Here is a 13,257-nt window from a genome sequence, read left to right on the forward strand (position 1 = left end):
CTTGTGATAATCTCGGATGAAACCGGTAGTATGCAGCTCTTCGAGGAAGGTGTGGCCGATGAACTCTATGAAAGCCTTACCACCAAAACCCCGACCACCCTTGTCAGGCTGACAGGGGACAAAACCGCTCTGGGAGATGCCATCGTGCAGTATGCCAGCAGTGATAACCAGGTCGTGCTGGTGACTGATGGGAACAATAATTACGGCAAGGACCTTGAAGAAGGACTGGATTTTGCACAAAATATAGGATCCACTGTATATGCAGTTACACCGGAAATTGAATCAAACGATCTCAGTATTCAGGTAAAAGGTGACAAAACCGCAGTAAAAGGGAATGAATACCGGTTTGAAATAATTGTATCCCAGGCTAAAGAAGTACCTGTGGAATATACATTCAACGCCTATGCGGATGATGAATTGATACGCAGTGGCACCTTCACACAGAGCAGCAGACAACGCAGCTATCAAATCCCTTATAGATTCAATGAGCTCGGTGCACATGAGATCAAAATTGAGCTGAGCACACAGGCGGATGAGGCCGATAATATTAATAATAATTTCCTTAAATCGGTCTACGTGGTACCAAAACCCAAAATACAGTACATAACTGATGAACCGGACTCTCCACTATCCAATATCCTGTACAACCTTTATGATACCTCTACCAACTCCAACATTTCTAATCTGGATTCACAAAAAGCTGTGGTAATCGATAATATACCCGCCAATAGAATCTCCGAATCAGATGTATCAATTCTGAAACAATATGTATCCAATGGAGGAGGCGTTGTTGTCACCGGAGGAGAGCGTTCTTACGAATATGGTGATTACCTGAATTCTTCAATTGAGGATATCTTACCGGTAACTTCCACACCGACACAATGGAGAGGAGGAAGGGATATTGTCCTTGTACTTGATATTTCTCCTAGTACTGAAAAACACGGCACTCTTCCAGAAATACTGGGTAATGCGATATACCTGGTCCAGAAGGAGGAACTAAGAGGGGCCTATATGGGAGTTATCGCTTTTGGTAAGGAAGGACATGATGTTTCTGGTGGACTGAAGTATCTTGGTACGGCAGGCAACCGGGAATTTCTGGAAGAAGAAATACGCCAATTGCGACCAAGTACCACAAGTGAAACATCGCTCCATCAGGGTCTTGAAGTTGCACAGGAATGGCTTAATACAGAAACCGGGACATTGGATCTGGTGGTAATTTCTGACGGGGGTATAGAAGATTCCTATGAAGAAAGCCTAAACATGGCCAAAGACCTGAAGAAAGATAATGTGAACTTCTATTTTGTTCATATTCGGTCTTCAGCTCCCTCCCAGCAAGATGAGTCAGGTAATGTGTATGCTGAAAAACTTGTTGAAAACGTAGAAGGTACAACCAATAATTACTTCAAATTGGATGCCGGGCAACGGGCCAATATAATCTCAGATGAATCCATAGAACCACCATTAGATGAAAATGAATCCACTTCATCTTACCAGCTTTTCGAATTCAATCCCTCTCATTTCATAACCCGGAATTCAAATGTGAAAGCAAATATAACCGGCTACAATGATGTTACTCCAAAACCCGGAGCTAACAGGCTTGTCGTTGCTTCGAATGGGAAACCTGTTGTAACTACATGGAGATACGGACTTGGAAGAGTTGCTTCGATCACCACAGATAATGGCAAGGATGGAGGCTGGAGTTCACAGATGTATTCCGGTAACAACTCACAGCTGATATCAGCAACCGTAAATTGGGCCATAGCCAACCCACAACCCAAAGAAGGCGCGGTTGTGGAGGCGCCGGATACATGGTTCGGGCTACCTGCCACAATCACTCTTACAATGTATGATGAGAAAGTTCCGGAACTTACATACAGGGGTGATGAACTGGAATTGGCTTTTGTTGGGAAAAACACCTATGAAGCCCAGATATTCCCAAAAACAATAGGGATGCATTATGTGAGTGGTTATCCAATTGCTGTGAATTATGCCATTGAGTACAGGGATGTTGGCCTCAATGAAGACTTGCCTTCCCTAATTATCGGAAATGGTGGTAAGGTCTACAGCCAAAAGGAAGCCAGAGCAAATCTCCTCACAGATGCCCGGCAGAACTCTCTTCAGAGCCGCATGGAGCCTGTCAGCTGGAAGATGTATTTCATCCTGGCTGCCCTGTTGCTTTTCCTGGGAGAAGTAATGCTTCGTCGCAGTCTGGAAATAATCGAATCCAGAAAGCAAGAATGAGATTAAGCCTTAATATGGCTTTAAAATTTTTAATGTATTACAAATATCAGGAGCAGTTAGCAGATTTTAATCCGGTGGTGTTATATCTGTCCATGACAATGTAAGAATTGTCCGGGATTTGTGCAGCATTGTTCCGGGCTGTATCAGCCGGGTTGGGGGACTACGGCTGATACATGGAGTGGAGGATTAAATGAGAACATGGTTGGGCATCCATGTTCTCAATCTACTTTTGGTTTTTGCAGGTTAAATATCAACTATTATTCACATCCAACTTCTCAAAAATCCAAAATCTTTAATTGTCGCAGCAATGTTACTGTATATACAATAACAATATCAAAATTGCCTGTAAGCTATTTTCGGATAAGTATTTCCTACGATGAATTTAATGTCTCTTTGTAATTTTTAACGAGACTATAATATTATATTGATATCTAAAAATCAAGAGAGATTATGCTATATAGACAAACATCCTATTAGTTTATGTGGTGATTGGGAGAAAACTTCTCTCAATATAACCTGACGGGGTGGGACCCGAGCGGGTTTATAATCGTGGGGTACGATAATGGAGGCATAGGAAAGGATACCTATGCCTTCTCTATTAATCCTTACTTTGAGGAATATCTATTTATAAGGTATAACTCCAAAATAGAATTATGAGTTATATCTATCTGATAGGAGCCATAATATTTGAAGTGTTTGGCACCACATGCATGAAATTATCTGATGGTTTTTCCAATATCTTACCCTCAATAGGAATATTCTTGTTTTACGGAATCAGCTTTGCCCTGTTTACTATTGCCCTGAAAGGAATAGACGTAAGCATAGCTTATGCCATCTGGGCCGGAATGGGGATTGCAATGATAACGGTTATTGGAATCCTCTGGTTCAAAGAGCCTGCCACAGCAGTAAAAATGATATCTATAGTGTTTGTAGTAATTGGAGTAGTAGGCCTGAATATAAGTGGGGGAGGACATTAAATCCTCCACTAAAATTATTTATTGGCAACAAACCTGCGATACAGGCGTGCCTGGAAACCATGGTATTTGGAAAAACCTTCAGCATCCTGCTGGTCGATGACCTTGCTGTCAAAGGATACAAGGTCCTCTGAATACAAACCATTGGGTGAAGTCCTGGCCATAATGTAGACATTACCTTTGTACAACTTCACAGTTACAGTACCTGTAACACGCTGCTGTGTGGAATCTATGAAGGCATTCAGGTCTTCATACAGGGGTTCATCAACAAGACCCAGGTAGGCAAGTTCGGACCATTCAGCATCCACCATAGCCTTGAACTTGAGTTCAGAGCGGGTAAGCACAAGTTTTTCCAGATCCCTGTGTGCAGTCAGTAAAACTGTTGCTGCAGGGTGCTCATAATTCTCCCTGGCTTTCAATCCCAGCACACGATCCTCTATCATATCGGTCCTTCCGACACCATGGGACCCGGCGATTTTGTTCATCTTTTCGATAAGAGTTACTCCATCCATTGTCTTACCATCAAGGGACACAGGAACTCCGTTCTCAAAACCGATTTCTATGGTCTGTGCATCCGGGGCCTGCGCCGGGTCCACTGTCCAGTTGTAGATCTCTTCCGGCGGGATATAACCCGGATCTTCCAGTTTGCCACCCTCTATACTGCGGCTCCAGATATTCTCATCGATACTCCAGGGTTTGGAAGATGTTACAGAAACAGGAATACCATGTTGTTTTGCATACTCTATCTCCCATTCACGTGTCAGGTTCATGTCACGCATCGGAGCCACTACTTCCATATCCGTAAGACGGAATACTGCCTCAAATCTCAACTGGTCATTACCTTTACCGGTACATCCATGGGCAAGCATTGAAGCTCCTTCCTTTTCTGCGATTTCCACGACCTTTTTAGCAATAAGGGGACGTGCAATGGATGTTCCCATTACATATCCTTCATAATCCCCGTTTGCCTTTATGAGAGGGAAAATATAATCATTTACAAATTCTTCCCTGACATCAAGGGTAAAATGCAGATCACTTATATTCTGGGCTTTTTCAGTAGCCTCCTCAACATCTTCCCGCGGCTGGCCTACATCCACCGCTACGGTTATTACTTCATCACAATCGTACTTTTCTTTAAGTAAAGGAACACATATTGATGTGTCCAGACCACCTGAATAAGCCAGTACTGCCTTTTTGACCATTATTAATACCTCAATCTAAAATAAAAAAGAAATAAAATCAGCCGTAAACTTAATTGTTCCGGCGGATCTCTTCATGATATTCGTTAATTGATTTAATCGTGCTGCTGCCCTCAGCCATTGCTTTAATGGCTTCAACTGAAGCACGCGCAGCCTGTATGGTTGTAATGTACGGAACCTTGAAATCCACTGCTGCCCTGCGTATATGGTAACCATCTTTCCTGGATTGGCGGGATGTCGGGGTATTTATGATAAAGGCAACATCGCCTCTCCTGAGCATATCAATGACATTGGGACTGCCTTCATGCACCTTCATGACTGCCTCCATACTGATACCTCTATCGGAAAGATAACGTGCAGTACCTTTTGTACCCATGAGTTCAAGTCCCATTTCCTGCAACCTGCGGGCAATTTCTACAATCGCCTCCTTATCTCGCTCCCTGATGGACAGGAATACTTTTCCATTCAGGGGAAGGAGATTATCAGCACTTAGCTGGGCCTTGAAAAATGCTCTTCCAAAGTCATAATCAATACCCATCACTTCACCGGTACTTTTCATTTCAGGGCCAAGCACAGGATCTGCACCGGGTAATTTGTCAAACGGAAGGAGGACTTCCTTGACAGAATAATGCTTCAGGGAAGGTTCCCTGTCCTGCAGGTAACCAAGATCCTTAAGACTGTGGCCGATGATAACCTGTGCAGCGATCTTTGCCAGAGGAAGCCCGGAAGCTTTTGATACAAAGGGAATCGTACGGCTGGACCTTGGATTTGCCTCCAAGACATAAACCTCGCCATCTTTTGTTGCCATCTGGATGTTTATAAGACCCTTGACCTCAAGCGCCATAGCAATCTTTCTGGTATAATCCCGAACCGTTTCAAGAATGTTCTCAGAGAGATCATAAGGAGGAATCACACAGGCAGAATCACCGGAATGTACTCCTGCTTCTTCGATGTGTTCCATGATAGCACCGATCAGGACATCATTGCCGTCACTCACAGCGTCCACATCGATTTCCACCGCACCCTCAAGGAAATCATCAATAAGGATGGGATGTTCGGGTGATACCCTGACAGCTTCTTTCATATAACGCTCCAGATCTGTGGAATCATAAACAATCTCCATTGCCCTTCCCCCAAGTACATAGGAGGGACGGACAAGGACCGGATAACCAATATCATTTGCAACCTTAAGGGCTTCTTTTTCGGATGTTGCATAACCTGCATCCGGCTGATTGATTTTCATTTTTGCAAGACGCTGGTTGAATTTTTCCCTGTCTTCTGCCACATCCATATTTTCAGGGGAAGTTCCCATTATCTTCGTCTTCAGGTCTGTGCGCCTGGCAAGTTCCTTCTGCAGGGGGATTGCAAGGTTAACCGAAGTCTGGCCTCCGAATTGTACGAGCACCCCATCCGGATTTTCCCTTTCAATGACATTCATTACATCTTCAAGGGTCAGAGGTTCGAAGAACAACTTATCCGAAGTATCATAGTCAGTAGAAACCGTTTCAGGATTGTTATTGATGATATGGGCTTCTATATCTTCTTCACGTATGGCCTGGACTGCATGCACCGTACAGTAATCAAACTCAATTCCCTGCCCGATACGTATGGGACCGGCACCCAGAATCAGGATCTTTTTTTTGTCTGTGGGCTTACATTCACACATCGTTTCATAACATGAATAATAATAAGGAGTTGCTGCAGCAAATTCTGCTGCACATGTATCCACCATCTTGTAAGTGGAAGTGATGGCCCCGTCCCTGCGTATATCATTTATTTCTTCCCGGGTCTTTGAACAACATTTGGCTATTCTGCTGTCAGTAAATCCCATTCTCTTGGCTTTTATAAGGAGATCAATGTCTGTTTCTCCATTTTTGAAAAGTTGTTCTGCAACCTGTGACTCCATATCTGCAATGTTGGCCATTTTTTGCAGGAAGAAACGGTCGATGCCCGTATATTCAGAGATTTGTTCAATGGAGTAACCTTTCTTCAGGGCTTCATAGATAACAAAAAGACGCTCACTTGTCGGCGTTTTGAGTAATGTGACAATCTCCGGATCATCCCTGCCCTTAAACTCAAAATCCATATCGTTGTCCAGGGAACGGATGGCCTTTAGCATGGACTCTTCAATCGTCCTTCCGATGGCCATAACTTCACCAGTACTCTTCATTGCTGTGGTAAGAGTCTTGTCTGCAGTTACGAACTTGTCAAAAGGCCATCTGGGTATCTTTGTAACCACATAGTCAATGGTTGGCTCAAAAGATGCAGGGGTTTTCTTTGTGACATCATTGAGGATTTCATCAAGTGTCATTCCCACAACAATCTTGGCGGTTACGCGGGCAATCGGATAACCGGTCGCCTTGGAGGCAAGAGCCGAGGAACGGGACACACGGGGATTGACCTCCACAACACGATATTCGCCGTCCTTTGTTGCAAACTGGATATTACATCCACCCTCAATACCCAATTCCCGAATTATCTTGATAGCTGCGGTCCTGAGCATCTGGTGCTCTTCATCATTAAGTGTCTGGGAAGGGGTAACTACTATTGATTCACCTGTATGGACACCCATGGGGTCAATGTTTTCCATATTACAGATAACAATGCAGGTATCATTGGAATCACGCATTACTTCATACTCAAATTCTTTCCAGCCCAGGACACTTTCCTCCACGAGTACCTGATTAATGCGGCTCAGCCTTATGCCCCTCTCTACGATCTGCAATAATTCTTCCTTTGTATGGGCAATTCCTCCGCCTGCACCTCCCAGGGTATAGGCCGGGCGGACAATAATGGGAAGACCAAGTTCCTCTATCACTTCTTCTGCTTCCTGCAAAGAGGAAATAGCCTTGCTGCGGGGAACTTTTTCCCCGATGTTTTCCATGGTCTGCTTGAAAAGTTCCCGGTCCTCGGTATTTGTGATTGCATCAAGAGGCGTACCCAGCATCTCTACGCCGTATTTTTCAAGAATACCCAGCTCTGCAAGTTCACTTGTAACATTAAGACCCGTCTGTCCACCCAATCCGGCAATTATACCGTCAGGCCGCTCTTTTTCAATGATTTCACCGATTAGTGGGGCTTCCAGGGGTTCAATGTAAACAGAATCCGCCATTTCAGGATCTGTCATAATAGTTGCCGGATTGGAATTTACAAGTACGACTTCAAATCCTTCTTCCCGCAGGGAGCGGCAGGCCTGACTTCCCGAGAAGTCAAATTCTGCAGCCTGTCCTATCATAATTGGACCGGAACCTATGAGCATTATCTTTTTTATGTCAGTCCTTATTGGCATCATTTATCGCCCCCTGCCATTTTGTAAATTTTGTCAAAGAATTGTTTTTCAGTATCCATTGGTCCAGGATGCGCATCCGGATGATATTGTACACTCAGGATATCAAGGTCCCGGTGTGCCACACCTTCAATCGTGTTGTCATTGGTATTGAGCTCGGTAGTGTAGAGATCGGTTGCCTCAAGAGAATCATTATCAACGGCAAATCCATGGTTCTGGGAAGTAATATGTACAATTGAGCTTGAAAGGTCCTTTACCGGCTGGTTGGCCCCCCGGTGCCCGAATTTGAGTTTGTATGTATCTGCTCCCATAGCCCTTGAAATAACCTGATGACCCAGACATATACCTGCAATGGGTAATTCCGATGCAAAATAGTTCACAGCCTTTGTGGCTTCTATCGCATTCTGTGGATCTCCCGGACCATTGGAAAGGAAAAGAAGATCAGGTTCATAATCACTTATTGCTGAAGCAGGTGTTGATGCAGGGACTACTGTTACATCCATGCCTCTTGCAAGCAGGCTATCTATAATATGGGCTTTCATACCCAGATCAATAAGTACAATATGTTTTTTATCAGATGTATCAATCTTGCTTTTTACATTATATGCTTCATTACATGTTACTTTGGAAATTAAGTCAATATCTGATATTTTGGGTTGCTCCCTTGCAAGCTGCACGGCTGCTTCGCCGTCATCACTTCCATTAATAAGGGCAGCTCTCATTGTACCATGCTCCCTGTTATTTAGGGTGAGCATCCGGGTGTCAACCCCGGCAATACCCGGTTTTCCCTCATCTTCCATGAGTCTGTAAATGGTGCGTTTTGAACTGTGATGAAAAGGGTCAGGACATGCTTCCCTGACTACAAGGCCTTCGGCCTTTACACCATCTGATTCAAAACATTCATCGCTGACACCATAATTACCAATAAGGGGATAAGTGAACATAAGGATCTGACCCTTATAGGAAGGATCACTTAGTGCCTCCTCGTAACCGGTATATTGAGTAGTAAAAACGAGTTCTCCGCAAACTGTACCTTCGGCACCAAAACCGGTGCCTGTGACAATTGTCCCATCTTCCAAACCAATTACTGCACTCATCATCGGAACCTGCCTATAAATGTAAAAAGTAGGCTATAAGTATTTCGATGGATGAAAGAAAAGATTCATTCAAAGTACAAGTAGTTACAAATATAAATTACACTTTCCTGAAAATTAATCTGGCTATCAGGAATAAAACTATGCCAAGTACAAGCCCTCCGGCAAACAAAGCAAGATTATTACTTATCTTGCCTAATAGTCCAATAGAGCCTTCATCCATATCCTGATTGTTTTCGGAGGTTAATACAACATCCTCATTCTCCGTTACATTTACATTAGTGTCCGTTACATTTACATTAGTATCTTCTACATTAATACCGGAAATCTCATCTGTGCCTTCAGGATTTTCCATTTCCAACATCCAGAGATCAAAGGTTCCATTTGCTTTGGTTCCAAAGACTATTTTTTTACCGTAAGGGCTTACGGCAGGAGAAAATTCAACTTTCCTGTTGTCGGTAAGTGATTGTCTCTCATCATCCTCAGTATCAATCAACCATAGATTGGTTTCTCCTCCCTGATCAGAAACAAAGACTATCTTTTCACCTGATGGCAGGAAAAAAGGATCGACATCATTGGAATTACCATGGGTAAGTTGCCAGGATGTATCAAGTTCTACATCTGTCAGCCATAAATTACCCTTTAAAGAGTAAATTATTTCGCTCCCATCAGGAGACCAGGAAGGCTTACCTTCATCTTCTGAAGTAAAAGTCAACTGCCTATGTGATTTGTTTGTTATATCCATTACCCAGATGTCATAATTACCCGCAATATTGGATCGATATGCAAGCATTGAACCATCCGGACTTATTGAAGGTGAGCGGCGGTCTGCACCATCAGTTAATTGTGTAATATTGGATCCGTTGGCATTCATCTTAAAGAGATTGATGTAGGTAGAAGAACGCGGTTTTCGGGATTCTGACGCGAAATAAATTTCCTTCCCATCTGCAGAAAAACAGGGATCACCGTCCCATTTCATTCCATCATAAATAATATGTGGATTACTACCATCTACATCCATAATCCCGATTGCCTGACCATTCATGTAAGTAATCTGCTTTCCATCCGGACTCCATGCAGGATAATGATAGTCACTGCTATAATCATCAGTGAGAGGATATATATCCGCAACCTCTATTCCGGCAAATACCGGTGTTGCGGAAAAAATGATAAGGACCAGGCAAAAAAAAGCCATTAGTCCTGTTTTCAGCATTTTCATCACTCTTATTAACTATTTATGTGTTCTTCAATCTTTTGCTTCAGGATGTTACTTACAACCTTACCATCAACTTTTCCACGGAACTGGCCCATGACAATCCCCATGAGAGGGCCAACAGCTCCCAATCCCTTTTCATTGACAAAATCAGCCCTTTCCCTGACAAGATTGACTGCAAAGGATTCTATTTCAGAAGTATCTATACCTGAAAAACCAAGTTCTTTCAAGGCTTCATCTATACTTAAATCCGGTTTTTCAGCAAGCAGGCGCAGTAATTCATCAATACCTTCTTTGGCAACTTTGCCTTCTCCTATGGCATCAAACAAGGCAATAAAGTGATCATCCTGTAGTTTTTCGACATCAATCCCGTCCCTGCGAAGTTCAGGCAACCTGCCTGTAAAAGTACGGGCAACCAGAGTAGCACCTATTGAACCATTTAAAGAAAATCTATCCATGATTTTTTCAAAAAGGAGCAGATACTTTGAGTAAACAATTTTTTCAGCAAGTTCATCGTTTAAATTATATTCTTCTGTGAACCGTTTACTTTTATCGATAAGAAGTTCAGGGGTTTCAACGGATTCAAAGTAAGAAGAGGATATATCAATTACGGGAACATCTGTTTCGGGATACATACGTGAAGCACCCGGCAGTGGTCTCATGTATGCAGTATTTCCATCAGGCAGAGCCCGTCTGGTTTCCTCGGGTACAAATTCCAGGGCTTCGCGAGCCCTTATAAGTACACTTTCCATCGCACCGTGTGCCTTTTTGTAAGAATCGGCAACCAGTACAACTGCATCCCCATCAGTAGCTCCCACAGCTGTTCTCAGGGATTCCACTTCATCTGCAGTGATGCCATATTTCGGGAGTTCGTCGGTATGGAAAATTCCACCCACACCAGAAGGTTTTGCCCTGTCTGAAAACTCCGTGCCAAGCCTTCTTCCAGGCTGCACTTCTTCTCCTATGATACCATCAAAACCGATTAACCTGATAGCAAGGACTTTTCCTTTTTTAAGTGCACGTTTGATAACCTTGGATTCGGTGTCCCTGAAAACATCAGTTACATCAAATATTTCATTATGTACGCCTGCAGATCTCTGTTGCAGTTTTTCACGTATACGTAACAGGTTAACCTGTCTTTCGACTTCAAGTTCGACAATGGCTTCGATCATATCCAGGGCCTGTACACCCTTAACCTCGACCCTTGCACCTTCAGCAATTGAGATATTCACATCCTGGCGGATGGTCCCCTGTCCCCTTTTGACCTTCCCGGTAGAACGCAACAACATACCTATAATCCGGGCTGTTTCCCTGGCATGGGCAGGGGTTATTATATCGGGAGCAGTCCCGATTTCCACAAGAGGGATTCCCAGCCTGTCAAGGGAATAAACAATGCTATCCTTTTTATCCTCAATCTTCTGGGCAGATTCTTCTTCAATACACAGTACATCAACACCCACCTCATTCAGACTTGTGGGTATCGTTCCGTCATTTGCAAGGAAAGCAGTACGTTGAAAACCGGTTGTGTTGGAACCATCAACAACTATTTTACGCATTACATGAAGTTGCTCCACTGGTCGCATGTTCATCAGTTTTGCAACCACAAGGGCAATGTCCAGGGCCTCGGTATTCAGTTTGCGGGGTGGTTCCTCATCATATTCTACAAGACAGGTAGTATCATAGCCCTTGTAAACATACTTACGGTTGACCTTTGTCTGTTCCACAGCCGCACGGTCTTTTTCACCCATTTCACTTTCAGTGGCCCTCAAATACCTGTAGAATTCTACATTGGACTCTTCAGTATCACGCAATGTAGTCGGGCACCTGCAAAACAGTTTTTCTTTTGAATCAAGCTGCTGGTGGATCTCCAGTCCGCACTTCAGGCCAAGTTCCCTGTAATAATCATCATTGTTCATATGGATATCACCAAGATCTGCTAAACAAGAACATGTAAAGGTATAAAGTAGTTATTTTTCGATATCTGAGATTTGCTCTGTACCTTCTTTTCTTTTTTCCCATTTGCGCCTTAATTTCACATCTTTAAGGGTAGGGCGCAGCTTTTCCATTTTCTCTTTTACCTTTTCCTGCAATTTTTCATCAATTTCCGGGAATTCGATATCAATGTGCTCTTTTGCCTTTTCTTCAGGCATTTCCAGGACTCTTGAGGTATCCGGTCTTTTACGTTTGCCGCTTACCAGCGCATCAATAGCATCTTCCCATTGTTTTGACCAGGGGGTATCGGGTATTGGAGAATGGCACACACTATCTCTTTTAACTTCCATTACATTATCAGGACAGGCTTTCTCGCAGGCACCACAGAAAGTACAGAGATCATCCCTGGCGGCTATTTTCTGCCCGCTTTCGGGAATATACCAGAGATGGGAAGGGCAGACATTGAAGCAGGCATGGCAACCGGTAGGATCACATTTGTTTATGTTTGCATCGATAAGCTTTAACTCACCCTCAAAAGGTTTGGTAATATCCACTGCATCATAGGGACAAACAATATCGCACCAACCGCATACCGTGCATTTCTCCGGATCAATCCGGGCACCACCCTCTATTACGGGTGCTTCCCCGCGTCTTGTCCCCTTCACCTCGATAGCATCTTCCGGACAGAGGTCTGCACACAAGACACAGTAATCACACTGGTCCTCATCCACAAGTAGCTGCTCAAAAGGCATGGGATCGACCGCCCCCGGTTCCTTTTCAAGCAGCATGAAAGCATCACAAAAACGTGCACAAAGACCACAAAGTGTGCACTTATTCTCATCAATGGTGATCTCGCCTTCTTCGCCTTCTTTAAAAGGGGCAATCTCCTCCTTGGTCTGCATTTCAATTTCGAGATCAATTGCATCTTCGGGACAGGTTACTTCACAAAGCAGACATGGAAGACATTTTTCATTTATCGTTGCCTGCCCTTCCAAAACAGGGAACAGGGCATCTTCCGGGAAATCACCTTCTGCAGACATCCGAAATGCATTTACCGGACAGAAGTTGGCACACATGGAGCAGAATGTGCATTTATCAAGATCCAGCATTACAGGAGGGGCATCCATTCCAGTTGCGATCTCATGTATAGGGCCGGCTTCAAGGGCCTCAGTGGGACATATCCTGACACAAAGACCACAACCAATACACCTTTTGTAATCGTAATCAAGTGTTCTGGTACCCTTATCGGTTTTTTGCCGATACAATATGTGACTGTCTTCCACATCCATTTCCTTTTCCACGGAAAGAGATTGTTCTA

At 43.7% G+C, this 13,257-nt stretch carries 8 protein-coding genes; 2 read left to right on the top strand and 6 right to left on the bottom strand.

The genetic code is table 11. The features are described 5' to 3' along the window. Together A9957_RS06380 and A9957_RS06385 are read left to right on the top strand one after the other, a co-directional pair. The coding region (locus tag A9957_RS06380) for a VWA domain-containing protein (RefSeq protein WP_292343566.1) at positions 1-2,241 on the top strand (2,241 nt) is incomplete at its 5' end. A 653-nt stretch (positions 2,242-2,894) separates the two neighbouring features. Continuing rightward, complete coding sequence (locus tag A9957_RS06385; RefSeq protein WP_292343568.1) at positions 2,895-3,218, top strand: multidrug efflux SMR transporter; 324 nt, start codon at positions 2,895-2,897, stop codon at positions 3,216-3,218. A 14-nt stretch (positions 3,219-3,232) separates the two neighbouring features. On the opposite strand, the gene A9957_RS06390 is transcribed toward A9957_RS06385, so the two are convergent. From A9957_RS06390 to A9957_RS06415, 6 genes are all read right to left on the bottom strand, one after another. After that, on the bottom strand, positions 3,233-4,417 hold the full coding sequence (locus A9957_RS06390; protein ID WP_096711384.1) for an argininosuccinate synthase: 1,185 nt from the start codon (positions 4,415-4,417) through the stop codon (positions 3,233-3,235). A 49-nt stretch (positions 4,418-4,466) separates the two neighbouring features. Beyond that, entirely contained in the window at positions 4,467-7,703 is a 3,237-nt protein-coding gene (gene carB / locus A9957_RS06395) for a carbamoyl-phosphate synthase large subunit (protein ID WP_096711615.1), read from the bottom strand. Continuing rightward, positions 7,703-8,800, bottom strand: a complete 1,098-nt coding sequence (carA, locus tag A9957_RS06400; protein ID WP_292343570.1) for a glutamine-hydrolyzing carbamoyl-phosphate synthase small subunit — start codon at positions 8,798-8,800, stop codon at positions 7,703-7,705. The genes carB and carA overlap by 1 nt, the downstream gene beginning before the upstream one ends. A 94-nt stretch (positions 8,801-8,894) precedes the next feature. After that, positions 8,895-10,013 (bottom strand): DPP IV N-terminal domain-containing protein, encoded by a 1,119-nt coding sequence (locus tag A9957_RS06405; protein WP_128754074.1) that lies wholly within the window; start codon positions 10,011-10,013, stop codon positions 8,895-8,897. A gap of 8 nt (positions 10,014-10,021) precedes the next feature. After that, entirely contained in the window at positions 10,022-11,923 is a 1,902-nt protein-coding gene (gene gatE / locus A9957_RS06410; protein WP_292343572.1) for a Glu-tRNA(Gln) amidotransferase subunit GatE, read from the bottom strand. A gap of 51 nt (positions 11,924-11,974) precedes the next feature. Continuing rightward, the coding region (locus A9957_RS06415; RefSeq protein ID WP_292343574.1) for a 4Fe-4S binding protein at positions 11,975-13,257 on the bottom strand (1,283 nt) is incomplete at its 5' end.

It is taken from the genome of Methanohalophilus sp. DAL1 (assembly GCF_001683555.1).
Classification (GTDB): Archaea; Halobacteriota; Methanosarcinia; order Methanosarcinales; family Methanosarcinaceae; genus Methanohalophilus; species Methanohalophilus euhalobius.